26 protein-coding genes are annotated in these 24,999 nt (G+C 59.3%); 9 read left to right on the forward strand and 17 right to left on the reverse strand.

Features of this window, described 5'->3' with window-relative positions; genetic code table 11:
• Positions 1-16: 16 nt before the first annotated feature.
• Both AC07YV_RS15365 and AC07YV_RS15370 read left to right on the forward strand, forming a co-directional pair.
• Entirely contained in the window at positions 17-1,165 is a 1,149-nt protein-coding gene (locus AC07YV_RS15365; RefSeq protein WP_102700114.1) for an NAD(P)/FAD-dependent oxidoreductase, read from the forward strand.
• 194 nt (positions 1,166-1,359) lie between these two features.
• Positions 1,360-1,635: an HU family DNA-binding protein gene (locus AC07YV_RS15370; RefSeq protein WP_003195589.1), complete on the forward strand. Its 276-nt coding sequence runs from the start codon at positions 1,360-1,362 to the stop codon at positions 1,633-1,635.
• A gap of 121 nt (positions 1,636-1,756) precedes the next feature.
• Here AC07YV_RS15370 and AC07YV_RS15375 read toward each other — a convergent pair whose 3' ends face one another.
• The 4 genes from AC07YV_RS15375 to AC07YV_RS15390 form a co-directional block, all read right to left on the reverse strand.
• Positions 1,757-2,374 (reverse strand): GAD-like domain-containing protein, encoded by a 618-nt coding sequence (locus tag AC07YV_RS15375; RefSeq protein ID WP_102700113.1) that lies wholly within the window; start codon positions 2,372-2,374, stop codon positions 1,757-1,759.
• Between the two features lie 80 nt (positions 2,375-2,454).
• The gene (locus AC07YV_RS15380; protein WP_102700112.1) at positions 2,455-3,072 is read right to left on the reverse strand and encodes a GAD-like domain-containing protein; all 618 of its coding nucleotides are present in this window, start codon (positions 3,070-3,072) and stop codon (positions 2,455-2,457) included.
• A gap of 14 nt (positions 3,073-3,086) precedes the next feature.
• The gene (locus AC07YV_RS15385; protein WP_102700111.1) at positions 3,087-4,436 is read right to left on the reverse strand and encodes a DUF6861 domain-containing protein; all 1,350 of its coding nucleotides are present in this window, start codon (positions 4,434-4,436) and stop codon (positions 3,087-3,089) included.
• A 237-nt stretch (positions 4,437-4,673) separates the two neighbouring features.
• Positions 4,674-4,865 carry a hypothetical protein gene (locus AC07YV_RS15390; RefSeq protein WP_146025364.1) on the reverse strand — a complete coding sequence of 64 codons (192 nt, stop codon included), beginning with the start codon at positions 4,863-4,865 and terminating at the stop codon, positions 4,674-4,676.
• Positions 4,866-5,104: 239 nt separating this feature from the next.
• Here AC07YV_RS15390 and AC07YV_RS15395 point away from each other — a divergent pair, with 239 nt between their 5' ends.
• Together AC07YV_RS15395 and AC07YV_RS15400 are read left to right on the forward strand one after the other, a co-directional pair.
• A complete protein-coding gene (locus AC07YV_RS15395) occupies positions 5,105-6,028 on the forward strand; it encodes a leucine-rich repeat domain-containing protein (protein WP_146025363.1) in 924 nt (307 codons plus the stop codon).
• Between the two features lie 376 nt (positions 6,029-6,404).
• On the forward strand, positions 6,405-6,788 hold the full coding sequence (locus tag AC07YV_RS15400; protein WP_007975192.1) for a hypothetical protein: 384 nt from the start codon (positions 6,405-6,407) through the stop codon (positions 6,786-6,788).
• Positions 6,789-6,885: 97 nt separating this feature from the next.
• On the opposite strand, the gene AC07YV_RS15405 is transcribed toward AC07YV_RS15400, so the two are convergent.
• From AC07YV_RS15405 to exbB, 6 genes are all read right to left on the reverse strand, one after another.
• Entirely contained in the window at positions 6,886-8,286 is a 1,401-nt protein-coding gene (locus AC07YV_RS15405) for an aminoacyl-tRNA deacylase and HDOD domain-containing protein (protein WP_102700108.1), read from the reverse strand.
• A gap of 78 nt (positions 8,287-8,364) precedes the next feature.
• A complete protein-coding gene (gene recG, locus AC07YV_RS15410) occupies positions 8,365-10,440 on the reverse strand; it encodes an ATP-dependent DNA helicase RecG (RefSeq protein WP_102700107.1) in 2,076 nt (691 codons plus the stop codon).
• A 9-nt stretch (positions 10,441-10,449) separates the two neighbouring features.
• Positions 10,450-11,379 (reverse strand): hydrogen peroxide-inducible genes activator, encoded by a 930-nt coding sequence (locus AC07YV_RS15415; protein WP_095964342.1) that lies wholly within the window; start codon positions 11,377-11,379, stop codon positions 10,450-10,452.
• A 285-nt stretch (positions 11,380-11,664) separates the two neighbouring features.
• The gene (locus AC07YV_RS15420) at positions 11,665-12,414 is read right to left on the reverse strand and encodes an energy transducer TonB family protein (RefSeq protein WP_015097375.1); all 750 of its coding nucleotides are present in this window, start codon (positions 12,412-12,414) and stop codon (positions 11,665-11,667) included.
• Positions 12,411-12,839, reverse strand: a complete 429-nt coding sequence (gene exbD, locus AC07YV_RS15425; protein ID WP_007975187.1) for a TonB system transport protein ExbD — start codon at positions 12,837-12,839, stop codon at positions 12,411-12,413. Before exbD ends, AC07YV_RS15420 begins: the two co-directional genes overlap by 4 nt.
• Positions 12,840-12,845: 6 nt before the next feature.
• Positions 12,846-13,820: a tonB-system energizer ExbB gene (gene exbB / locus AC07YV_RS15430; RefSeq protein ID WP_102700106.1), complete on the reverse strand. Its 975-nt coding sequence runs from the start codon at positions 13,818-13,820 to the stop codon at positions 12,846-12,848.
• 188 nt (positions 13,821-14,008) lie between these two features.
• On the opposite strand from exbB, the gene AC07YV_RS15435 reads away from it, so the two are divergent.
• Complete coding sequence (locus tag AC07YV_RS15435) at positions 14,009-14,863, forward strand: SDR family oxidoreductase (protein ID WP_102700105.1); 855 nt, start codon at positions 14,009-14,011, stop codon at positions 14,861-14,863.
• A 90-nt stretch (positions 14,864-14,953) separates the two neighbouring features.
• Here AC07YV_RS15435 and AC07YV_RS15440 read toward each other — a convergent pair whose 3' ends face one another.
• From AC07YV_RS15440 to AC07YV_RS15465, 6 genes are all read right to left on the reverse strand, one after another.
• Complete coding sequence (locus AC07YV_RS15440) at positions 14,954-15,694, reverse strand: hypothetical protein (protein ID WP_102700104.1); 741 nt, start codon at positions 15,692-15,694, stop codon at positions 14,954-14,956.
• Between the two features lie 67 nt (positions 15,695-15,761).
• Positions 15,762-16,142 (reverse strand): RidA family protein, encoded by a 381-nt coding sequence (locus AC07YV_RS15445; protein WP_102673745.1) that lies wholly within the window; start codon positions 16,140-16,142, stop codon positions 15,762-15,764.
• A gap of 22 nt (positions 16,143-16,164) precedes the next feature.
• Positions 16,165-18,270: a bifunctional GTP diphosphokinase/guanosine-3',5'-bis pyrophosphate 3'-pyrophosphohydrolase gene (spoT, locus tag AC07YV_RS15450; protein ID WP_102700103.1), complete on the reverse strand. Its 2,106-nt coding sequence runs from the start codon at positions 18,268-18,270 to the stop codon at positions 16,165-16,167.
• A 57-nt stretch (positions 18,271-18,327) separates the two neighbouring features.
• Complete coding sequence (rpoZ, locus tag AC07YV_RS15455) at positions 18,328-18,591, reverse strand: DNA-directed RNA polymerase subunit omega (RefSeq protein ID WP_007921129.1); 264 nt, start codon at positions 18,589-18,591, stop codon at positions 18,328-18,330.
• Between the two features lie 167 nt (positions 18,592-18,758).
• Positions 18,759-19,379, reverse strand: coding sequence for a guanylate kinase (gene gmk / locus AC07YV_RS15460; protein WP_102700102.1), 621 nt, complete (start codon positions 19,377-19,379; stop codon positions 18,759-18,761).
• A 12-nt stretch (positions 19,380-19,391) separates the two neighbouring features.
• Positions 19,392-20,255 (reverse strand): YicC/YloC family endoribonuclease, encoded by an 864-nt coding sequence (locus AC07YV_RS15465; RefSeq protein WP_007975180.1) that lies wholly within the window; start codon positions 20,253-20,255, stop codon positions 19,392-19,394.
• A gap of 268 nt (positions 20,256-20,523) precedes the next feature.
• Between AC07YV_RS15465 and rph the strand changes: the two genes are divergently transcribed.
• From rph to gltS, 3 genes are all read left to right on the forward strand, one after another.
• Positions 20,524-21,246, forward strand: a complete 723-nt coding sequence (gene rph / locus AC07YV_RS15470) for a ribonuclease PH (protein WP_007975179.1) — start codon at positions 20,524-20,526, stop codon at positions 21,244-21,246.
• 28 nt (positions 21,247-21,274) lie between these two features.
• The gene (locus AC07YV_RS15475) at positions 21,275-21,643 is read left to right on the forward strand and encodes a DUF4870 domain-containing protein (RefSeq protein ID WP_007975177.1); all 369 of its coding nucleotides are present in this window, start codon (positions 21,275-21,277) and stop codon (positions 21,641-21,643) included.
• Between the two features lie 421 nt (positions 21,644-22,064).
• Positions 22,065-23,273 (forward strand): sodium/glutamate symporter, encoded by a 1,209-nt coding sequence (gene gltS, locus AC07YV_RS15480; protein WP_102700101.1) that lies wholly within the window; start codon positions 22,065-22,067, stop codon positions 23,271-23,273.
• An 89-nt stretch (positions 23,274-23,362) separates the two neighbouring features.
• Here the strand turns inward: gltS and crc are convergent, their stop codons facing one another.
• Positions 23,363-24,142: a catabolite repression control protein Crc gene (gene crc, locus AC07YV_RS15485; protein WP_003176915.1), complete on the reverse strand. Its 780-nt coding sequence runs from the start codon at positions 24,140-24,142 to the stop codon at positions 23,363-23,365.
• A gap of 80 nt (positions 24,143-24,222) precedes the next feature.
• On the opposite strand from crc, the gene pyrE reads away from it, so the two are divergent.
• Positions 24,223-24,867 carry an orotate phosphoribosyltransferase gene (pyrE, locus tag AC07YV_RS15490; RefSeq protein WP_007975175.1) on the forward strand — a complete coding sequence of 215 codons (645 nt, stop codon included), beginning with the start codon at positions 24,223-24,225 and terminating at the stop codon, positions 24,865-24,867.
• Positions 24,868-24,999: the final 132 nt, after the last annotated feature.

Raw genomic sequence — 24,999 nt, forward strand, 5'->3', positions numbered from 1 at the left:
AATTGAGGAGTAAGGAATGAACGCACCTGTCGTCATCATTGGCACCGGTCTGGCTGGCTACAACGTCGCCCGCGAGTTTCGCAAGCTCGACAGCGAAACCCCGCTGCTTTTGATTACCGCCGATGACGGGCGCTCCTACTCCAAGCCGATGCTCTCCACCGGTTTCGGCAAAAACAAGGATGCCGACGGCCTGAGCATGGCCGAACCCGGCGCCATGGCCGAACAACTCAAGGCCGAAATACGTACCCACACGCGCATCAGCGGCATTGACCCGGGCCACAAGCGCCTGTGGATCGGTGAAGAAGCGGTGATGTACCGCGACCTGATCCTGGCCTGGGGCGCCGAAACCGTGCGTGTGCCCATTGAAGGTGACGCGGCGGACTGCGTATTCCCGATCAACGACCTGGAAGACTACGCACGCTTCCGTGCGGCAGCCGCTGGCAAGCGCCGCGTGCTGCTGCTCGGCGCCGGCCTGATCGGCTGCGAGTTCGCCAACGACCTGACCCTGGGTGGCTACGAAGTGCAACTGGTTGCGCCGTGCGAGCAAGTCATGCCGACCCTGTTGCACCCGGCGGCCGCGGCAGCGGTGCAGGCTGGCCTGGAAAGCCTCGGTGCACGTTTCCACCTCGGGCCGGTGCTCAACCGTCTGCAACGCGTGTCGGACGGCCTGGAAGCGCACCTGTCCGATGGCCAGGTGATCCCGTGCGACGTGGTGGTCTCGGCCATTGGCCTGCGCCCGCGTGTCGACCTGGCGGCAGCGGCCGGTTTGCAGGTCAACCGCGGCATCATGGTCGACCGGCACCTGAAGACCTCCCACGCGAACATCTACGCCCTGGGCGATTGTGCCGAGGTCGATGGGCTGAATCTGCTGTACGTGATGCCCTTGATGAGCTGTGCGCGAGCGCTGGCGCAAACCCTGGCCGGCAACCCGACCGCCGTCACCTATGGCCCGATGCCGATCACCGTCAAAACCCCGGTGTGCCCGCTGGTGGTGTCCCCGCCGCCACGGGGCGCAGAAGGCATCTGGACCGTCGAAGGGCAGGGCGCCGACATCAAGGTTTTATGCCGCGATGCCGCAGGCAAACTGCTCGGTTATGCCCTCACAGGCGCCGCCGTGATGGAAAAACTGGCCCTGAACAAAGAGCTTCCAGCCCTGTTGGCATAAATACCGGTCGTTCTGTCGGAATCACCCCCCTTTTGCCCTAACAATGGCCGCGCCGATACTGGCGCGGGGCCTCACTGCGTGCCATCCTCACTCCCGTCTGCCGCAGAGTAGAGCACCTGCGGCGCTTTTGGCGCTGCTCCGCAGAGAGCAGCACGGACATAACAACAACAAACCGTCAAAGGGGCTTCACTCACATGCGTAAACCAGACCTCGCTGCAGCCATTGCTGAAAAAGCAGACCTCACCAAAGAACAAGCCAACCGCGTTCTCAACGCCGTTCTTGAAGAAATCACCGGTGCCCTGCACCGCAAAGACAGCGTGACGCTGGTGGGCTTCGGCACCTTCCTGCAACGCCATCGCGGTGCCCGCACCGGCAAAAACCCGCAAACCGGTGAACCCGTCAAAATCAAGGCCAGCAACACCGTTGCGTTCAAGCCAGGCAAGTCGTTGAAAGACAGCGTCAATCCGTAAGCCGTTTTCGCCTCTCGCGTAGCGGGGGGTGGAATAAAAAATGGGCACGCCAACCAGGGTTGGGTGCCCATTTTTTGTGGGGTTAACAGAGCTTGTTGAAATCCGTCCCCTGAAATCTGGCTTATAGGTCTGAAAAACTGTAGGGCTGAAGCTCGGTGATCTGAGACAGCAGGATCAGATGCTCCACTGCCTTCACCTTCTCTAGATGATCGAGGGTGTCCGGGCCGCCGAACATCAGCGCTGGAACAAAGCCGTACATTTCGTCGTGACGCAGGGTGCCGAGCTTTTTCTTTGCGGGTTGGAACAGGTCGCCGAAATCGTTGTATTCCACTTCTGTAGATAAAAGAAAATTTTGAAGTTCTCTGTCCATCTCGTCACTCGTAATTTCGAAATCATCAAAAACACATCGAGAAAGCACACTGGTTATTTTAAGTGAGGCACCCGTTCTTTCGCCCCACAGGTACAAGTCACCGAAGGCGCTACGAGCAATCAGGTGGTAAGCATCACGCTCTTCATATTTCGTCCCCTCAAGCCAAGGCGCCACTACCTCATCGTATTCCTGGGGGTTCACTATCCAAAAAATGCCGTCACCGTATCCGCACCAGCCGTGTTCGGCCCAGTATTCCAATAACTGATTGGGTAGCTTGCCTCTATAGCGTTCGATACTTGAAACCGGTACTTCTTGACGATCAACGGGCCGGCCAAACGTCTCCAGAAAAATCGAAAATATCTCGTCCATTCAATATCTCCTTAAGCGTTATGAGGGCACCAGGCGAGTAACCCTGCTCGGAGCGCGGCCTAGGGGGGGAACTACATCCTTTACAGGTCTGAAAAACTATAGGGCTGAAGCTCGGTGATCTGGGACAGCAGAATCAGATGCTCCACCGCCTTCACCTTCTCTAGATGATCGAGGGTGTCGGGGCCGCCGAACATCAGCGCTGGAACAAAGCCGTACATCTCGTCGTGACGCAGGGTGCCGAGCTTTTTCTTCGCGGGTTTGAATAGGTCGCCATAATCGTTGGAGTCCACGTCCGTGGATAAAAGAAAGCCTTGCAACTCCCTATCCATTTCTTCGATCGTAATTTCAAAATCATCAAAAACACATCGAGAAAGCACACTGGTTATTTTAAGAGAGGCACCAGTTTTTTCGCCCCACAGGTACAAGTCACCGAAGGCACTACGAGCAATCAGGTGGTAAGCATCGCGTTCTTCATATTTCGTCCCTTCAAGCCAAGACGCTACTACCCCATCGTATTCCTGGGGGTTCACTATCCAAAAAATGCCATCACCATATCCGCACCAGCCGTGTTCGGCCCAGTATTCCAATAACTGATTGGGTAGCTTGCTTCTATAGCGCTCGATACTGGATGCTGGGACTTCCTGCCGATCAACAGGTCCGCCAAATTTCTCTATAAACCGGGCAAATACTTGGTCCACGCGATATCTCCTTATTAGCACTTATGTAGTTTTACATTGAGAAAAGTTGACTCTCTCATTGATTGGGGCACGTTCTCAGCAGCAGCCTTCAAATGTGCGATTTTCGGTCCCCATTGAGGGCCGATACTGGAATTCACTTGGCGATCACCAAAGTCCGCAATAATGTCCTTGCCGCCAGCGCTCAGATCAGGATTATGCAGCCCAGCAAGGTTTGACATCGTTTCCTTGGCTTTTTTGATAGCTTCAGCCTCCGCTTCAAGCGGAGTCATGTTTTTCTGATATTCCCGCTGAAAACGCTTTTTCAGCGTAGTTGTTAAATCTTTTCGAGCTCGCTTGGCAGCCGCCCGACTACGCTTCACCGGATTAGCAATATTCTCCAGATACTCATCAACCGTCAGCCGATTCAGCCCGTCCTCTTGCCCCTTCAACTGCCGCTCGAACTCTCCGATTTTAGACGCTGGCATCTTGTCCGCTTTGAAGCATTCGACTTTATGAAGCGGCATGGCGTTCGGTTTGTCACGGGGCGAGTCCTTGTCTTTTCCGGGTGGGCGATTTGCTGGCGGCGCAGGCTCCTGCGGGCTGAGTGCACCTCTGCGCGGCCCTGCGGGTTGCAGGTCTGGTCGTTTTTTCAGTGCATCTTCATGCTTGAGCATCCATTCGCCAAGCCGTGCCCCTTTGGGGCTTGCTCGCATTTCCTGGGCGAGGACGTTTGCATTGCCTCGACCACGGGTGATGTAAGCAACGATGGCTCCCAGCAGCAGGACGACAACTTCCACATGACCCAGTGCGATGTGATGGGAGGCTCTTTTTTCGGCAAAAGGATCGTCCCGGCTGAACGGGTTCAACCCTTCCTCCCCGCGTGGGCCTTTCCACGCGATGTTGATGCCCGTCAGGTAATACTCGCCAATGCGCGGTAATCCCTCGACGAAAAACTCGGCGATGGACGTCAGGCCAAGTATCCCTAATATCCAGGTGCTGACTTGCAATCCCATTGCGGCGCCAGCGGCACCCATGGGAATGGCACCTGCCCCTCCGAGGAATGCGCCCACTCCCGCGCCAATTGCCCCTCCGGTCAGCACACTGCCGGCGACGATCATTGCCATTTGAGTAACGACTTCGATCAACTCGTTGAGGATGCTGGAGATGTCGAGGTCAGAGAACCGTTGCCTCAATAGGCGGCCGACTTCCCACTCGGCTTGGTTGAATGCGTAGCGGACACTGTTGATGCGTCGGATGTTGAGAGAAAGGGAGGGGGCAGGTTCGTTGAAATGCGTGCGAAAGCTGGCTCCTCCCTGGTAACCCATTTCATGGGTCATACGTTTTTCAATCTCGTGCCACGTGGGCACGATTTGCCATAAAAACATTCCAGTGTCTCCCTGACAGTTCGCCCGTTCGTGGACTGGTAACTCCGGTGTCCATGACCGAAATACGCTAACAAGAAGTTGGAGGAGGTGATGTAGGAAGACTCTCCTTCAGCGATCAGAAACTTCCTATATTTCAGAATGTTGCATATCTCAAAGCGGAACGATCCAGGCTGGCACCTGGATTTTTTCCTGGAGCCGTGGCGTGGGTGATTTGATGTCGAACAACGTGATACGCAGTCAGAGAAGCCCCCGAATGTGCGTTGCGAAGGAAATGTCCGAGAAGTCTGCTGGGTGCAAGATCAGAAGTTCGCAGCCTGCGGCAGCTCCTACAGGAATGTGTTTCTGCAGGTGTTGTTGCTTGGCGATCAATGCCGGCATTTCCGGTTCGCTGAAATGGTCGCGGCGTTCTTTCTCACGATGGCTTTTCAAAAAATGATCGTTTTCGAGAGCGTCACCCCGTGCCAATGGTTTAGCGTGATTTAATTCCGTTTTCTAAGGCGATCTCAGGTTTTGCTAGTGCATTTCACGGTGCGCCGCATACCGTTCCCTCCGTCAACCGGCTCAGGATTATTCTAAATGGGTCTTACCAACTGTCAGTTATGACAGTTAAAAGGGGGCGGTCGATGTTTTATAAAAGAGTCTCCTTAAACACTGGCAAGGTGACCGACATGACCTCGTACACGGCAACTGCAAAGGCTTTTACCCCTGTGAAAATCCGGGCGCCGATCAAGACTCTCTTTGACGACATTTCATTTGCGCGCGTGGCGGCCGAGCATATTTCAAAAGCCACGGGCACGCCGGTGACTATCGACGACAAGGTGACGCAGGACACGCTGGATAAAGTGACGACGTTGAGAATGCTGAGCGGGGAACCGTTAAAAATCACCAGCTTGCGAGGTATTGGGCGTCTGCGCAACTTGGAGGATGTGATGATAGAGCGCCAACCTATCACCCGTCTGCCTGAAGACTTCGGGACGTTGGCAAAGTTGAAGTCGGCGTACTTCATCAACTGCTCACTCAAATCAATTCCAGACTGGATCGGCAAACTCGAAAGCCTGATCAGCCTGAACCTGAGTTCTCAAACGCCGCTGGGCATTATGAGAGGCGGTATTCCGGAGTCGATTGGCAACCTGATAAAACTGGAACGCTTCGACGTGGCTAATAACAATAACCTGTGCGGAAAGCTGCCGGATTCCTTTGCCAGGCTGACCGCCCTCAAAAACCTGTTGGTTCAGAGCAACGGGTTTGAAGACCTGACCGTCCTGAATAACCTGCCTTCGACCACCACCATCAATGCCATCAATCAAGCCTTGGGCATTTTTGAGCTGGGCAATGTGGCGCAAAATAGTTTGCTACCCATCAGGCTGCCTGAAATATTTGTGCAGGCCCAGACGGAGGGTGACGTCCTGTATGAATCGGGCGGTGTCCAAATCGTGGGCAGTCCAGAAGCGTATCTGGATAAAAATCTGCAATATGTGCATTTGCCGACCCGCACACTTGGTACGTCCGAGGTGATGCTGGCTATTCATGGGCGGCTGACCAATGTGAGTTATCGCTATACGGTGACCGCGCAACGGCCAACCATCAGATGAAGTGACCTGACATAAGCCGTGCGCAGGAGCGCGACAGCGTTCTCCGCGCACGGCTCATTAACCAGGAAGGGGTGACGGCGGGCAGGTGTGTGGGCACGCCCCATTCGATTTTTGTCATTGCGACTACATCAGCAACGAAACGCGATTTTGGGTCGGTGTGCCTCGGGTTCTGGATAATATCGGGTTCCTGATAATGCGTAATAAAGTAGAAAAACACCGCCTGCCGAAGTCACTTGTGCAGAAGATTCGTCAATGACTTGGTAGTCATCGGCGTCAAAAATGGCAGCATCTTCTGCAAAATAAAGCAGATGGTGGCGTTCTATATTTTAGCCGTTACACTGCCCCCGCCGTTCATTTTCCTTCTGAGGCTGTGCGCATGAAATTTCGTTTTCTGCTGTGGATGCTGGGTTTGTTGATGGGTAAGGCCAGCCGGACCAATCCGGCGTTTCAGCAGCAGTTGGGTGACAAGGACCTGGTGTTCCAGCTGCAGACCCTGGACGGGAAAGTGGCGCGGCAATTCCGCGTGAAGGACCAGCGCATCACCAGCCAATCGGGTGTGCATGCCGAGCCGGCGTTTGCGATTGCCTTCAAAGATGCCGCGTATGGCTTTGCCACGATGCAGGCGAAGAACAAGCAACTGGCGTTCATGACCGGGATTCAGGACAAATCGATTCAGATCAAGGGCAACCCGGCGCTGGTGATCTGGTTCCAGGGGCTGACCAAGTATTTGAAGCCGAAGAAGGCGAAGCCCAAGGCTTGAGGTCTTTCAGTTAGACCGAATGATATTCATCGCGGGCAAGCCCGCTCCCACAGGATTTAAGCGATCCCTGTGGGAGCGGGCTTGCCCGCGATGCTGTTCAGCCTTGAGTAAATTGCGACGCCAGTTCACGCAGCAGCACTTCAGCTTCCAGCACTTTGCTGACCACGTCGTCGGCCTTGGCGCGGCTCAGGCCGAGGCGTTCGAGCAGGGCGTCGGGGATGTCTTCGTCGGGGCCGGAGCCGATGCCTCGGCTGCGCAGCAGGCGCACCGACAGGCAGACCAGGTTCGGGTATTCGGCGTAGGTGCCGTCGTAGGCCGGGTCGTGCTGGAAGCGCAGGGCGGTAGACAGCTCTTCGGGCATGTCCCAGTAGCGCATCAGCCACGAGCCGATCTGTTCACGGCTGATGCCCAGCAGGTGTTGTTCCACGAAACTGTGGCACAGGTGCGGGTTGACCTCCAGGTGGCGGCAGATCAGCGAGAAGTGTGGCGGGAACACGTGGGCCAGCAACAGGTAGCCGAAGTTGTGCAGCAGGCCGGCGAGGTAGGTCAGGCCGGCTTCCGGGCGCTGGGTGCGCGGCATGGCGCGGGTCAGGCCTTCGATGACGGCGGCGGTGTAGATGGATTGCTGCCAGTACGGCGTGGTTTGTTGCGGGTGGTCCTTGGGCAGGCTCAGGGTTTTACCCAGGGCCAGGCCCAGCGCCAGGTTGATCACCAGGTCGAAGCCCAGCACGCGCACGATGGCGTCTTCCACGGAGCGGATCTTGCCCGGTGAGGCGTAGTACGGCGACGCTGCCCAGCTCACGACTTGCGCGGCCAGCGCCGGGTCGGTTTCGACCACGCCGGTGATGTCGTCGATGGTGGCGTTGGGGTCGACACGCAGCTTGATGATCTTTTGCGCGGTTTCGGCCAGCGGCGGAATCTCGATGGTCTCCTCCAGACGCTGCTGGATGCGCCGCGCGGTAAACGCCTGTACGGCCTGGGTGATTTCCTCGCGGTCGTCATCGGGGCGGTCGAGGTTCGGACGGATGCTGGTCAGGTTTTCGCCGAAGTTGGCGGCGCTGGCCTTGGTCAGCATGGTCTTGAAGTCTTCGCTGGAGACTTCCAGCAGCACGCCTGGCTCGCCAGAGTTGATCAGCAACTTCGGCTCACGCAGCAAGCTTTCGTCGTACAGGCAGGGTGAACTGGTCAGCGCCGGCAGGCCCGGCAGCAAGCTGAGGTTGTGCTTGCCGAGCATTTTTGTCAGGCGCTCGGTGGATACGGCAGTGAGGCGGCGACCGGTGAGTTCGGTCAGGCGATTGAGGTCCAGCAACTGGCTCTGCGGGAACAACACCATCAGCGCGCCGACGCTGTCATCGAGCAGAACGGCCTGTACTTTGCGTGCGGCATTGAGGCCGTGATGGTCCAGCACTTCTTCGTAGGCAATGCCCAACTTGCCCAGCATCAGCCGAATAACCGACGGAGCGTGCGGGGTCTCGGGTGCGAAGGCAACGTCGGTCATGGTCTGTATCCGTGATTAAACAATTGCAGGAGTATAACCAGCTTGCCTAAGGCCACGCCTCAGAAACTGTGACGGTTGTCACACTTGGCCGTATTGTTGGCCATGACGCAGCCAACGGTCGAGTAGCGGGCTGACGTGGGTCGGCCAGCGTTCGAGCAATGCCTGGGCGGCATCACGCACGGCGGGCAGCAAATCGGCATCGCGCATCAGGTCGGCGACCTTGAATTGAAGCAGGCCGGTTTGGCGGGTGCCGAGCATTTCGCCGGGGCCGCGCAATTCCAGGTCCTTTTCGGCGATGACAAAACCATCGTTGGTTTCGCGCATGATGCCCAGGCGCTGGCGGCCGATCTGTGACAGCGGCGGATGGTAGAGCAGCACGCAATGGCTGACGGCGCTGCCCCGACCGACGCGGCCGCGCAACTGGTGCAATTGCGCCAGGCCCAGCCGCTCGGGGTTTTCGATGATCATCAGGCTGGCGTTGGGTACGTCCACGCCCACTTCGATCACCGTGGTCGCGACCAGCAGTTGCAGGTTACCGGCCTTGAATTCGGCCATCACCGCCGCTTTTTCCGCAGGTTTCATGCGGCCGTGGATCAGCCCGACCTTCAGCTCGCCGAGGGCGGCGGTGAGGTCCTCAAAGGTGGTTTCGGCGGCTTGGCAGGTCAACTCTTCCGACTCTTCGATCAGCGTGCACACCCAATAGGCCTGACGCCCTTCGGCGCAAGCGCTGCGCACCCGCTCGATGACTTCGACCCGTCGGGTGTCGGTGATCAGCACGGTGTTGACCGGGGTTCGGCCGGGGGGTAGTTCGTCGAGGATCGAGGTGTCGAGATCGGCGTAGGCGCTCATGGCCAGCGTGCGCGGAATCGGCGTGGCGGTCATGATCAATTGGTGCGGACACATGCGTCCGCCGACGCCTTTCTGCCGCAGGGCCAGACGCTGCTGTACGCCGAAACGGTGCTGTTCGTCGATGATCACCAGCGCAAGGTTCTTGAATTGCACTTCGTCCTGGAACAGCGCGTGAGTGCCAACCACCATGGGCGTGCCATTGGCGATCTGCTCCAGTGCTGCGGTGCGGTTCTTGCCCTTGAGCTTGCCGGCGAGCCAGGCGACTTCGATGCCCAGCGGCTCGAGCCAGCGCTTGAAGGTGATGAAGTGCTGCTCGGCGAGAATCTCGGTGGGTGCCATCAGTGCGACCTGATAACCGGCCTCCAGCGCTTGCAGCGCGGCAAGGGCGGCGACCACCGTTTTGCCAGCGCCGACGTCGCCCTGGATCAGCCGCAGCATCGGTTCGTGCTGGCTGAGGTCGTAGGCGATTTCGTTGCCGACCCGTTGCTGGGCGCCGGTCGGGCTGAAGCCGAGATTGGCCAGGTATTTGGCCGGCAGCCGGGTGGCTTTGGGCATCGCCGGCGCACGCAGGGCGCGCATGCTTTCGCGTAGGCGCTGTTGTGACAGTTGATGGGTCAGCAGTTCTTCGAAAGCCAGGCGGTGCTGCGCCCAGTGATGGCCGAGGGCGAGTTCATCGACGTCGGCATCGGCGGGCGGGTTGTGCAGGTAGCGGATTGCATCGGCAAGCGGTGCCAGTTGGTAGTCGCGGGCCAGCTCGTTCGGCAGCCAGTCGGGCAGGCTGCTGGGGCCGAGCAGGGTGAGGGTCTGCATGCACAACTGGCGCAGGCGCTGTTGGGTCAGGCCCTCGGTGAGCGGGTAGACCGGGGTCAGGGTTTCATCCACCGGCGGTGGTTCGTCGCCAGTAATGGCGCGATATTCCGGGTGGTAGATCTCCAGCCCCGAAGCACCGGGCCGTGCCTCGCCGTAGCAGCGAATCCGCGTGCCGCGTTTGAGGCCTTCCTTCTGCGCATTGCTGAAATGGTAGAAGCGCAGGCTGAGTCCGCCGGTGCCGTCCTGCAAGCGCACCACGAGGCTGCGCCGACGGCCCATGACCACATCGGCGCCGCTGACCGTGCCTTCGATGACTGCATCCTGCCCGGGTCGCAGCGCGCCGATCGGGACCACGCGGGTGCGGTCCTGATAGCGCAGGGGCAAGTGAAACAACACGTCCTGGAGGTTTTCCAGGCCGACCTTGGCCAGTTTCTCGGCCATGGCTTCACCGACACCCTTGAGTGCCGTCACCGACACTTGCGACAACTCGCTCATGACCGTCGCTTAGCCCGCAGCGACCTGCGCCGCTGGCTTGGCCACCGAGCACAGGCGAATGGAGTCGGCGAGGATTTCAATCGCCTTCGGACGCGGGAAGCTCGCGCGCCACGCAATGGCCACGGTGCGGAACGGTACGGGTGCCGACAACGGACGCACCTCGATCACGCCGGGGGCGTAGTGATGGCTGTCCACCGCTGACAACGGCAGGATCGAAATCCCCAGGCCGGACGCGACCATGTGGCGAATGGTTTCCAGGGAGCTGGATTCCACCGTGGTGTGCTTGGCGCCGTCGTTGCCTTTGGTCAGGGTCGGGCAGGCTTCCAGTACCTGATCGCGGAAGCAGTGGCCTTCGCCGAGCAGCAGCAGGCTCTTGTCGTTGAGCAGGTTGGCGTCGATGGACTCTTTTTGTGTCCACGGGTGCTGGGCCGGCATCAGCACGTAGAACGGCTCGTCGTAGAGCTGCAGGGTCAGCACGTCGGCTTCGCTGAACGGCAGGGCGATGATGATCGCGTCGAGTTCGCCGTTGCGCAGTTTGTCGCGCAGCACGTGGGTGAAGTTTTCTTCGATGTACAACGGCATCTGCGGGGCGACCCGGTGCAGTTGTGGAATCAGGTGCGGGAACAGGTACGGGCCGACGGTGTAGATCGCGCCGACTTTGAGCGGGGCAGTCAGCTGATTCTTGCCGGCCTGGGCCAGTTCGCGGATGCCCTGGGCCTGTTCCAGCACCTTTTGCGCCTGGGCCACGATGCCTTCGCCGACCGGCGTCAGGCGCACGGCGCTTTTGCTGCGCTCGAAAATCAGCACACCGAGTTCGTCTTCAAGCTTTTTCACGCCCACCGAAAGGGTCGGCTGGCTGACGTGGCAACGCTCGGCCGCGTGGCCGAAGTGCTGCTCTTGGGCGAGGGTAACGATGTAGCGTAATTCTGTGAGGGTCATAGCAAGCGTCCATGAAGTTGCGGGCCAAGCATACCGGCTGCAATCGATAGACGCACGTTATCAGACTGAGCGTGTCGGGTGACACCGGGCAATGCCGGTTTGCCGCTGGTAGATAAGAGAAAGGCACCTTTCGGTGCCTTTTTGGCTTGGAACGCGACCTTCCTGCTGGCAGAAATCTCTGTGGGAGCGAGCTTGCTCGCGATGAGGGCCCAACATTCGACATCTGCGTTGAATGTTAGACCGCTATCGCGAGCAAGCTCGCTCCCACATGGGGCGGTGGTGCGTTTACCGGCGGCGTTTTTCCAGCGAATACACAAAGGGTGCAACGATCTCGATGGAGCCATTGGTCAGCATGTCGGCCGGCGGCTTGGGCAGCGGTTGAGCGCGGCGGATCATTTCCAGGGTGGCCCGGTCCAGATCGGCAGTGCCCGAGGCGCCTACCAGTTCAAACGACAACACATTGCCTTCGGCATCCACGACGAAACGCAGGCGGTTCATGCCTTCCTTGCCCCGGGCCTGTGCACTGGCAGGGTACTTTTTGTACTTCTGCAGGTGCGCCAGCAGCGTGCCTTGCCAGCTGGCCTTGGCCGCCAGTTGAGCCGGCGAAGGACCCGGTGCAGGCTGAGCGGATTTCTCCGTTGGCGCCTGAGTCTGTTGCGTTTCGGCAGGCTTTTCCTCGGCCGGTTTTTCCTTCGGCGGTTCGGGTTTCTTCTCTACCGGCTTGGGCGGCTGTGGCTTGGGCTTTGGCTTGACGGGCTTGGGCACGGCAATTTCAGCTTTCGGCGCTTCGGCGAGCTTGGGGATCGGCAGTTCTTCAACCGGAGCCGGTGGCTGCGGAGGGGTGACGACCTTCGGCGGAGCAGGCGGTGGCGGGGCAGGGACCGGTGCCAGTTCGACCATCATTGCCTGGGGCGGCAATTCGATGGGCGGGCGGGCGGACCAGTTCAGCGCCAGCGCGATGGCCAGCGCGTGAACGCCCAGCACCACAGCCAGGCTACCGCTGTAACGCGTCAGCTTATGGCGCGTCGTGATCATTTCTTGGCTGCCGTCTCGAGTCCGACCAGACCTACCTTCAGGTAACCGGCCGAGCGCAGGTTGTCCATCACGCTCATCAGGTCGCCGTAATCCACGCCTTTGTCGGCCTGGAAGAAGATCGTGGTGTCTTTCTTGCCCTGGGTCCTGGCGTCGAGCGTGGCGCCGAGTGCTTCGGCCTTCACTTCGTCTTCACCGAGGAACAGGCGCTGGTCAGCCTTGACGCTGAGGAACACCGGTTTCTCTGGCCGCGGTGCCGGTTTGGCGGTGGAAGCGGGCAGGTCGACCTTGATGTCCACGGTGGCCAACGGGGCCGCCACCATGAAGATGATCAACAGCACCAGCATCACGTCGATGAACGGCGTCACGTTGATTTCGTGGTTTTCGGACAGATCGTCGTCTGCCCCTTCTTTCAAATGCAGGCCCATGGCCGATTACCCCATTTTCACCATGTGCGGTTGCGAGCTGCGCTCAGGCTGGTGGTCGAGGTCGCGGCTGACCAGCAGCAGGACCTGTGCCGACGCATCGGACACTTGAGCCTTGTAACCGGCGATGGAGCGGGCGAAGACGTTGTAGATCACGACCGCAGGGATCGCTGCAACCAGGCCCAGTGCGGTGGCCAGCAGGGCTTCGGCGATGCCGGGAGCGACGACGGCGAGGTTGGTCGTCTGGGTTTTGGCGATGCCGATGAAGCTGTTCATGATGCCCCACACGGTACCGAACAGGCCGACGAAGGGCGCGGTGGAGCCGATGGTCGCCAGCACGCCGGTGCCGCTGCTCATGTTGCGACCGCAGGCTGCGACCAGGCGCTCAAGGCGGAAGCTGACACGCTCCTTGATGCCTTCTTTCTCGCGGCTGTTGACCGACAGGCGCATCTCTTCGAGAGCATCGTGCACCAGCAGGTTGGCGAGGGTGCCTTCCTTCGCCGCCGTGGCGCTGGCTTCCTTGAGGGAGGCGGATTTTTTCAGTTGGGCGATTTCACCGCGCAGGCGACGCTTGGCGCCCATCAGCTCAAAACCCTTGGCGATCCAGATGGTCCAGGTGATGATCGAGGCGATGGCCAGGCCGATCATCACGATTTTCACGATGATGTCGGCATTCTTGTACATGCCCCACGGCGACAGGTCATGGGCCATGCCCAGAGTGTTGTCGGCTTCGAGGACTTCAGGAACGTCTTCACCCAGGGTTTCTGTCGGCGCTGCCTGGGCAGGATCGGTCGCGGCGGGAGCGACGGCCGGGGCGGCGTGATCAGCCGGTGCAGGGGCTGCGGCGGCGGCCGGAGCAGCGGGCGCCTGGGCATCGGCGAAAGCGGCGACTGGCGCGAGCATCAGGCTGAGGAGCAGGGCGGCCACCGCGCTCCAGGCGCGAGGTCGTTTGGTTGGCGAAGCGGAGAGTTGATTACGTGTCATGCTGGCCGGACCTGAGAGAAAAAACGGGTGATGTTCTTCCAGGCCTCGAAGGGCCGAGAACAAAAGTGGGGCGTATTATTGCAAGTAATTCTTGTTAACAGAAGTAATAGCGTCTCTTTTTTTCCTGCATTGCTAGCCGCCTGTCTGTTGCCGGCGCTAGTCTGTGGCTTTGCGATGGGAGTTTTCTGATGTCTGCACCTACTGTTTTGATCGCCGGCTGCGGGGATGTCGGCAGTCGCCTGGCCACACAACTGCTGGCGGCGGGATGGGAGGTTCATGGCCTGCGGCGGGATGTTGCTCGCCTGCCCGCGGGCGTCATCGGCGTTGCCGGTGATTTGTTCAACAAAGACTGCCCGGCCACTTGGCCGATCGGTGCCGTGGATTACCTGGTGTATTGCGCGGCAGCCACCGATCACGACGAAGCCGGCTACCGTGCTGCCTATGTCCAGGGGCTGGAGCATGTGCTGGAGTGGCTCAACGACTACGGTCAGGTGCCCAATCGCCTGCTGTTCGTGTCCAGCAGCAGTGTTTACGGGCAGCAGGATGGCGAGTGGGTCGATGAAAGTTCGTCTACGGTGGCGTCCGGTTATTCTGGACGTGTGATGCTGGAGGCCGAGCAGATCGCGCTCAAGAGCGGTATCCCGGCCAGTGTCGTGCGACTGACCGGCATCTACGGCCCGGGGCGTGAGTGGTTGCTGACTCAGGTCCGCCGGGGTTATCGCGTGGCGGTCGAACCACCGTTGTATGCCAACCGGATCCATGCGGACGATGCCGCAGGGTTGATGGCGTGCCTGCTTGAGGCGGACCGGCGTGGCGTGGCGCTGGAGGATGTCTACATCGGCGTCGATGATGAGCCGGCAGCGCTGGCCGACGTGGTGGGCTGGTTGCGCGGGTATCTGGGCGTGACTGAATGGGATGACGATTCAAGCGTGCGGCGCACCGGCAGCAAGCGTTGCAGTAATGCGCGGGCGAAGGCCTTGGGCTGGACGCCGAAGTATCCGAGCTTCCGTGAGGGGTATGCGGCGATTCTTGAAGGGCGTTGAAAAACAAAAAAGATCGCAGCCTTCGGCAGCTCCTACAGGTGTTTGCATGACCCTGTAGGAGCTGCCGGAGGCTGCGATCTTTTCAGATGGTTACTGTTTTTCCAGCAGCCACTTGCGATCGCCAGGCATGTACTGAGGCATCTCGTCCGCCTGCGCCGTGTTCACGGTCTGGAAAATCTCCAGCTCTTTGCCCTTGCGCGCAAAGATCCAGGCGTTTCCTTGCCCATTGAGTTGCAGCCACATGTTGTCGTTGCCACCACTCATCGAGGCACAGTCGCCGGCCAGGCACAGCGCATAACGGTCACTACCCGGCAGACCGGTCACCTGGCCGTCGGCCTGGAACTGTACGGTGTCGCCTTCGCCGGGGCCGCTGACGACTTTCCAGCTACCGCCCATGTAGGCCGAATACAGCGCGCGTTCGAAGCTGGCGCCAAGCGGTGCGCCATCCGGTACCGGGATCAATGCCCGGTCGAAGACCTGGGCTGATTCGTTTTCGGTCGCGGTCTGGCTCAATTGTTTGCCATCACGCTTCAGTTCACTGCCGGAGCTGCCATAAAAGTCGACTTTCCAGAGGCCGGATTCTTCACCCTGCAGCTTGCCTTCGACGTTTTCAAAGCCGTTGGTGTAGCGGGCCTGGCCGGCCTTGGTGTTGATGTCCCATTCCAGGTTCGGGCCATAGGCCTGGAGCGCTTCACGCAGGGGGACGCCTTTGGCGGCAGCATCGATCGCCACCTGATTGATCCAGGTGCCGCTGATATCACGATCGGCAGGGTTGCTGGCACATCCGCCCAGGAGCAGGGCGAGCAGCGAGAGAGCAAGCGCATTGCGCATGGTGGAATCCTTTCAAACTTTCTTTACAGCAGAGCAGTCGGCGCAGCCCCAGGCTGCGCCGTGCACATTACTCGATGACCAGGATGGCATCCATTTCAACCTGCGAACCCTTTGGCAGGGCTGCAACGCCGATGGCGGCGCGGGCAGGGTAAGGCTGGTCGAAGTACTTGCCCATGATCTCGTTGACCTTGGCGAAGTGGCTCAGGTCGGTGAGGAAGATGTTCAGCTTGACGATGTCCTTGAACGAACCACCGGCTGCTTCGGCTACGGCCTTGAGGTTCTCGAACACCTGGACGGTCTGGGCTTCGAAGCCTTCAACCAGTTCCATGGTTTTTGGGTCCAGGGGAATCTGGCCCGACATGTAGACGGTGTTGCCAGCCTTGATCGCCTGGGAGTAAGTACCGATGGCGGCCGGGGCCTTGTCGCTGGTGATAACAGTCTTGGACATGAATGACTCCTTGTAAGTGGGCTTAAGCACGCATTCGGGTGATGCGGATCACCCCGGTCAAGGCGCGCAGTTTCTTGATCACGCGGGCCAGGTGCACGCGGTCGTGCACGCTGACCACCAACTGGACCACGCTGATGCGACCATCGCGTTCGTCCATGCTGATTTTCTCGATGTTGCCGTCGGCGGCGTTGACGCTGCTGGCCAGCAGGGCAATCAGGCCGCGCTGGTGTTCCAGTTCGACGCGCAGTTCGACGTTGAATTCGCCGGTGACATCCTTGGCCCACGAGAGCTGGATGCATTTTTCCGGGTTGTGGCGGATTTCGCTGATGTTGCGGCAGTTGTCCAGGTGCACGACCATGCCTTTGCCTGCGGACAGGTGGCCGACAATCGGGTCGCCCGGGATCGGTGTGCAGCACTTGGCGTAGCTGAGTACCAGGCCTTCGGTGCCGCGAATCGCCAGCGGGCCTTCCGGACTTGGCAGCTGTTCGCCTTCGCCGAGCAGGCGGCGGGCGACCACATAGGCCATGCGATTGCCCAGGCCGATATCCTCGAGCAAATCCTCGATCAGTTCGAGGCGATACTCGGCGAGCATCGCCTTGACGCGTTCGGCCGGGATTTTCTCCAGCGCGCTGTCGAATCCGTTGAGGACCTTGTTCAGCAGGCGTTCGCCGAGGCTGATGGATTCCGAGCGGCGTTGCAGCTTCAGGGCATGGCGGATGTGTGTGCGCGCCTTGCCGGTGACCACGAAGTTGAGCCACGCCGGGTTCGGCCGTGCGCCAGGAGCGCTGACGATCTCGACCGTGGAGCCGCTTTGCAGCGGTTCGGACAGCGGTGCGAGACGGCGGTTGATCCGGCAGGCAATGCAGCTGTTGCCCACGTCGGTATGCACCGCGTAAGCGAAGTCGACCGCCGTGGAGCCCTTGGGCAGCTCCATGATCCGGCCCTTGGGCGTGAACACGTAGACCTCGTCCGGGAACAGGTCGATCTTCACGCTTTCGATGAATTCCAGCGAGTTGCCGGCGCGTTGCTGCATTTCCAGCACGCCCTTGACCCACTGGCGGGCGCGGGCATGGGTGCCTTTTGGCTGCTCGTCGCCGCTGGATTTGTACAGCCAATGGGCGGCGATGCCGTTGTTGGCCATCTCTTCCATTTCACGGGTACGGATCTGGATCTCGATCGGAACACCGTGCATGCCGAACAGCGTGGTGTGCAGCGACTGGTAGCCGTTGGCCTTGGGGATCGCGATGTAATCCTTGAAGCGCCCCGGCAGTGGCTTGTACAAGTTATGTACAGCACCCAGCACGCGGTAGCAGGTATCGACCTTGTCGACGATGATCCGGAACGCGTAGACGTCCATGATCTCGTTGAAGGCCCGACGCTTGCCGCGCATTTTCTTGTAGATGCCGTAGAGGTGTTTCTGGCGACCGCTGACCTCGCCCTGGATGCCATCGATGGCCAGGCAGTGGCTTAAGGATTCTTCGATCTTGTTGACGATTTCCTTGCGGTTGCCCCGGGCGCGCTTGACGGCCTGGTAGATCCGCGCGGAACGCATCGGGTGCATGGCCTTGAAGCCGAGGTCTTCGAATTCTATGCGGATGGCGTGCATGCCCAGCCGGTTGGCGATGGGCGCATAGATTTCCAGGGTCTCCTTGGCGATGCGCCGGCGTTTTTCGCCGGACAGCACTTCCAGGGTGCGCATGTTGTGCAGGCGGTCGGCCAGCTTGACCAGGATCACGCGAATGTCGCGGGCCATGGCCATGGCCATTTTCTGGAAGTTTTCGGCTTGGGCTTCGGCCTTGGTCTCGAAGTTCATCTGGGTCAGTTTGCTGACCCCGTCGACCAGTTCGGCCACGGTTTCGCCGAACTGCGCTTGCAGCGCTTCCTTGGCAATACCGGTGTCTTCGATCACGTCATGCAGCATGGCGGCCATCAGGCTCTGATGGTCCATGTGCATGTCGGCAAGAATATTCGCCACCGCGAGTGGGTGCGTGACGTACGCCTCGCCGCTACGGCGGCGTTGGCCGTCGTGGGCTTGTTCGGCGTAGAAATACGCTCGGCGGACCAGGTTGACCTGGTCATTGCCGAGGTAGGTCGATAAGCGATCGGCGAGGGCGTCTATGCTCGGCATGATGTCTCCTGCCGTAAGCTGTGTTCCCGCGCCGTGCTACGTCGACCAGGCATAGGCTTAGACGGCCTCGTTGGACTCGTCCTCGAATGCAGCAAAAAGCGGTTCATCTTCAACGATTTCGGCTTCGGCGATAGCTGCGTAGTCGATCAGGCCTTCAGCGATTTCGCGCAGGGCGACGACGGTAGGCTTGTCGTTTTCCCATGCTACTTTCGGCTCTTTGCCGCCGGTGGCCAGTTGACGGGCACGCTTGGTAGAGAGCATGACCAGCTCAAAGCGGTTATCCACGTGTTCTAGGCAATCTTCAACGGTTACGCGGGCCATGGTCTTCCTCGTAGCAAATGCAATATGCGCGCTGCCCGGATGGGCGAGCGGACTCAACAGTTTAAAAAATCACCAGCGATTAGGGAAGCGCTGATTTTTTGACCAAGCCCTTCAACGCGCTGTAAGTGCCAATGTAAAGCCCTTGCAGCGGTTTTGGGAAGAGCTGATTAACCGAGCAATTCAGCCAGCAATTTGCCGTGACGCTGCTGCTGACGCTTCTGGATCAGCTGATTGGCGCGGAAAATCGCCTTCAGGTCGTGCAGTGCGTGGGCGAAATCGTCGTTGATGATCAGGTAATCGTAGTCGACGTAATGGCTCATTTCGCTGACGGCTTCGCGCATCCGGCCGTCAATGATCTCGTCGCTGTCCTGGCCACGGTTGGTCAGGCGCTGGTGCAGGGCCTGCAGTGACGGCGGCAGGATGAAGACCGAGCGGGCCTGCGGCATCAGCTTGCGCACTTGCTCGGCACCTTGCCAGTCGATTTCCAGGATCAGGTCGTGGCCTTGGTCCAGGGTCTGCTGAAGGTGGCTTTGCGAAGTGCCGTAGAGATTGCCGAACACTTCGGCGCGCTCGAGGAAGTCGCCGTGTTCGATCATCTTCACGAACTCTTCGCGCGAGACGAAGTTGTAGTTCACGCCGTCCACTTCGCCCGGGCGCATGGCACGGGTGGTGTGGGAGACTGAGACGCGGATCTCCGGATTGGCGTCGGTCAAAGCCTTGACCAGGCTGCTCTTGCCCGCGCCCGAAGGGGCGGAAATGATGTAAAGGGTGCCAGTGCTGTGGGTCATGTCGGGGTAGCCTTACTCAATATTCTGCACTTGTTCGCGCATCTGCTCGATCAACACCTTGAGGTTGACCGCAGCCTGGGTGCTGCGCGGGTCGAAGGCTTTGGAGCCCAGTGTGTTGGCTTCGCGGTTGAGTTCCTGCATCAGGAAGTCCAGGCGCCGCCCGGCAGCGCCGCCGGATTTGAGTACCCGGCGAACTTCGATGATGTGAGTGCTCAGGCGATCCAGTTCTTCGGCGACGTCGCTTTTTTGCGCGAGCATGACCATTTCCTGCTCCAGGCGCTGCGGGTCCATCTCTGCCTTCATGTCGGCGAAACGGTCGAGGACTTTCTGGCGCTGGGTGGCGAGCATCTGCGGGACCAGTTCGCGCAGGGTCACCACGTCTTCTTCGATGGAGGTCAGGCGCTCGTTGATCAACCGTGCCAGCTCCGCACCTTCGCGCTCGCGGCCGGCCTTGAGTTCCTTGAGGCCCTGGTTGAACAGTGCCAGCGCTTCGGCGTTCAAGGCTTGCGGGTCGGTGGCGTCGCCCACCAGTACGCCGGGCCAGGCCAGGACCTCAAGCGGGTTCAGCGCGGCCGGGTTCTTGATCAGGCCGGCGATGGTCTCGGCGGCGGCGACCAGTTGCGCGGCGCGCTCCTGATCGATCTGCAGCGCTTTGCCGGTGTTTTCTTCGGTGAAGCGCAGGGTGCATTCGAGCTTGCCCCGCGATACGCCTTGGCGCAGGGCTTCACGTACCGCGCCTTCGAGGTCGCGAAAGGACTCCGGCAGGCGCAAGTGGGGTTCCAGGTAGCGGCTGTTGACCGACCGCAGTTCCCAGCTCAGGGTGCCCTGGACGCCGGCTTTTTCGACGCGGGCGAAGGCGGTCATGCTGTGCACCATGGCGGTACCTCGCAAGGCAGATCGGCGCAGAACCTTGGTTCCGGGAATCCGATATCAATGAATTAAAGCCGACTGGCAGCAAAGGCGCAGGATTGTAGCGCAGTGGCGCGGATGCGCCCAAACACAGGGTGTGACAAAGAGCGGCAGGCCTGCGCCGGCGTGCAGTGCAGAGCCTTCGGTCGTCGGCGGATTTTTTTAGAAGTGCCCAGTGGCGGCCGTCGGCTCTATAATGCTCCGCAGTTTTCCGTCCCCAGTACAGGTATTCCCTATGATACGTCCAAGTGGTCGCGCTGCCGATCAGCTCCGCTCGATCCGCATCACCCGCAACTACACCAAACACGCCGAGGGTTCTGTGCTGGTCGAGTTCGGTGATACCAAGGTCATCTGCACCGTCAGCGTTGAACCGGGCGTACCGCGTTTCCTGAAAGGCCAGGGCCAGGGCTGGCTGACCGCCGAGTACGGCATGCTGCCACGTGCCACCGGCGAGCGTAACCAGCGTGAAGCCAGCCGTGGCAAGCAAGGCGGCCGTACGCTGGAAATCCAGCGTCTGATCGGCCGTTCCCTGCGCGCGGCGCTGGACATGACCAAGCTGGGCGACGTCACCCTGTACGTCGACTGCGACGTGATCCAGGCAGACGGTGGCACCCGCACGGCGTCGATCACCGGTTCCATGGTCGCGCTGATCGATGCCTTGAAAGTGATCAAGAAGCGTGGCGGCCTGAAAGGCGGCGACCCGGTCAAGCAGATGATCGCTGCTGTTTCCGTGGGCATGTACAAGGGTGAGCCTGTACTCGACCTCGACTACCTGGAAGACTCGGCCGCCGAAACCGACCTGAACGTGGTGATGACCAGTGCTGGCGGTTTCATTGAAGTCCAGGGTACTGCCGAAGGCGCGCCGTTCCAGCCTGAAGAGCTGAACGCCATGCTGGAACTGGCGAAGAAAGGCATGAACGAGATCTTCGAACTGCAAAAGGCCGCATTGGCCGACTGACCGGACCGCTCCAGGCAAGGAGGACACCATGAGTGATGAACAACTGCCGCTGCCCACGCCGAGCCAGGAGGTGCGTCAGTGGGCGATGTTCTGTCACCTGTCCGCCTTGCTGGGGATCTGGATTCCGTTCGGCACGCTGATCGGTCCGCTGATTCTCTGGCAAATGAAGCGCGAGATGGACCCGTTCATTGACGCTCAGGGCAAGGAGGCTTTGAACTTCCAGATCACCGTCGCCATTGCCTCGGCCATCTGCTTCCTGCTGATGGTGGTGATCATCGGGTTCTTCCTGTTCGGACTGGTGGCGATAGGTGCGCTGGTGCTGACGATCATTGCCGGGGTGAAAGCCAATGAAGGGTTTCCTTACCGGTACCCGTTTACCTGGCGACTGATCAAATAACGATCAATCTTCACTTGCAGGAGCGAGCCTGCTCGCACCCACAGAAGCAAAGCAGAAGCAGCGTCAGCCAAGGTAATAAGCAAATGCCCCGATGATTCGGGGCATTTTCGTTTGTCATATCCAATAAATGTTTCAAGTTGTAATGTTTTCTAGTTGTAACAAGTATTATGGCAAGTGCTGCTGAGTTAATACATTTTTAGTCACAACTGTGCAGTGTCAATGTTGCCCTTATGCTTGGCAATAAGTCAGGGTGATTGATAAAGTTGCCACCACGAAATATTTCAAGAAATATTTTGATATATTCAAACCATTGAAGGTCCTTGAATTCACCATCAATCAGTGTTGAGAAATTCAACCTGTTCAAGAGGCGTGTCCAGGTAAAAAGTTCGCCCCTGAATATATATCCAAGAATAAGTGCAAAATGATTCAGCTTGATTTTTATGGGACATTAGTCGCCGCCTCCCTGGTGCTGTTATTGGGTCGCGGGCTTGTCACACGTGTCGGTTTTCTACGCGCCTACAATATCCCCGAACCTGTAGCGGGTGGCCTGGTGGTTGCCCTGGTTCTCCTGGCCTTGCGCAGCTTCGATGTTCAAGTCCGGTTCGACACTTCGTTGCAGACCCCCTTGATGCTGGCGTTTTTCGCCACCATTGGCTTGAGCGCCGACTTCGCCAGCCTGAAGAAGGGCGGGCGCGTCGTGGGGATTTTCATTCTTGCGGTCAGCGGGCTTCTGCTGGTCCAGAATGCCATGGGCATTGGTCTTGCCAGCCTGCTGGGGCTTGATCCTCTGATGGGCCTGCTGACAGGCTCGGTGACCCTGGCGGGCGGTCACGGCACAGGCGCTGCCTGGAGCGCGACATTCAGCGAGAAATACGGCCTGGCTTCGGCTTCCGAGCTTGCGATGGCCTCTGCGACCTTCGGCCTGGTGCTGGGCGGTCTGATTGGTGGGCCGGTCGCCCGCTTGTTGATCAAGCGAGTACAGGTACCCGGTTGCGTTGAGCAAGCGAAGCCGCGCGCGCCGAAGGGCTTTGAGCAACCGAACAAGGAGCGCTCGATCACGCCTTTCTCGTTTATCGAGACACTCGCGCTGATCGCCGTCAGCTTGCTGGCGGGTAATCTTCTCAATGGGCTGTTGCTCGGCAGTGCATTCGAGTTGCCGACTTTCGTTTGTGTGTTGTTCGTCGGTGTTGTTCTGCGCAACGGGCTTTCGGCACTTGGCTTGTATCAGGTGTTTGAGCGCGAAGTCTCGGTACTTGGGAATGTAAGCTTGTCGCTGTTCCTGGCAATTGCCCTGATGTCCCTCAAACTCTGGGACCTGGCATCGCTGGCTTTGCCGATCTTTATCATTCTGGCTGTGCAAACAGTCGTCATGGCGCTGTTTGCGATATTCGTGACGTTCAGAATAATGGGGAGCAACTACGATGCGGCAGTACTGGCGGCAGGACATTGCGGTTTCGGGCTGGGTGCCACGCCAACAGCCATTGCTAATATGCAGGCCGTGACACAGCGCTACGGACCTTCGCAGATTGCATTTCTGGTGGTGCCAATGGTGGGCGCATTCTTCATCGACATCATTAACGTCATCGTCATCAAGTTGTTCCTGGCGCTGCCATTTTTCGTCGCTGTCTGAAGTTCAGCCGGCTTGCCCCATAAAAAATGCCCGTATCTTGCGATACGGGCATTTTTTTTGACTGGCCTGGGCGTCTGCGAAACGACGCCTCAGATGGTCAGCGTCCAGTCGTAGTCCACGATCAACGGCGCGTGTTGCGAGAACCGCGGCTGGCGTGGCAGACGTGCACTGCGTACGAAACGGCGCAGGCCCGGGGTCAGCAACTGATAGTCGAAGCGCCAACCGAGGTTGAGCATCTCCGCCTGTTCGTTATCCGGCCACCAGCTGTACTGGTCGCCTTCGCGGCTGACTTCGCGCAGGGCGTCGACATAGCCCATGTTGCCGACAATCTCGTCCATCCAGGCGCGTTCAGGCGCCAGGAAACCCGGAGATTGCTGGCTATCGCGCCAGTTCTTGATATCCAGCTTCTGTTGCGCCACGTACAGCGAGCCACAATAGATGTACTCGCGACGTTTGCGCCGCTGTTTATCCAGATAACGGGCGAAGTCGTCCATTAGCTTGAACTTCTGGTTCAAGTCTTCATCGCCGTTCTGCCCCGAAGGGAGCAGCAAGGTCGCGATGCTGACCTTGTCGAAATCGGCTTGCAGGTAGCGCCCGTAGCGGTCGGCCGTCTCGAAACCGAGACCGCTGATGACAGCCTTCGGTTGCAGCCGCGAATACAAAGCCACGCCACCTTGGGCGGGGACTTCGGCATCGCAGGCATAAAGGAAGTATCCATCCAGTTGGAAGGCTGGATCGTCCAGTTCAAAGGCGGAGGCGCGGGTGTCCTGCAGGCAGATGACGTCGGCATTCTGTGCCTGCAGCCAACTGAGCAAACCACGCTCGACTGCAGCCTGAATACCATTGACGTTCACACTGATGATCCGCATAAATGGCCCCAAAAATCGCGTGCGTGTATGATACACGGCGTCAAGCTAATTAGCTAAATCCGTGGTATTTGGGGTTTTTCATGCAAGCGTATCAGCGCGATTTCATCCGTTTTGCCATCGATCGCGGCGTTTTGCGCTTCGGTGAGTTCACCCTGAAGTCCGGGCGCACCAGTCCTTACTTCTTCAATGCCGGGCTGTTCAATTCGGGTTCGGCCCTGGCGCAGCTGGGTCGTTTCTACGCCGCTGCCATTGCCGAGAGCGGCATTGCGTTCGACGTGCTGTTTGGCCCCGCCTACAAGGGCATCCCGTTGGCGGCGACTACGGCCGTGGCCCTGGCCGAACATCACAACCGTGACCTGCCATGGTGCTTCAACCGCAAGGAAGCCAAGGCCCACGGCGAAGGCGGCAGCCTGGTCGGCGCACCGTTGACCGGCGAAGTGCTGATCATCGACGACGTGATCACCGCCGGTACAGCCATCCGTGAAGTGATGCAGATCATCGCCTCCCAGGACGGCGCCAAGGCCGCCGGCGTGCTGATCGCCCTGAACCGTCAGGAGCGCGGCAATGGCGAGTTGTCGGCGATCCAGGAGGTCGAGCGTGACTTTGGCATCCCGGTCATCAGCATCGTTTCGCTGAACCAGGTGCTGGAATTCCTGGCGGATGATCCGCAGCTCAAGCAGCACCTGCCAGCCGTCGAAGCCTACCGCGCCCAGTTCGGCGTGTAACGCCAAACCCTTGTAGGAGCTGCCGCAGGCTGCGATCTTTTGATCTTTTTTAAAAGCAAAATCAAAAGATCGCAGCCTTCGGCAGCTCCTACAAGGGGTGGATTTGCAGGCAAAAAAAGACCCCGCTCAGCC

It is taken from the genome of Pseudomonas sp. GW456-E7, assembly GCF_059424105.1.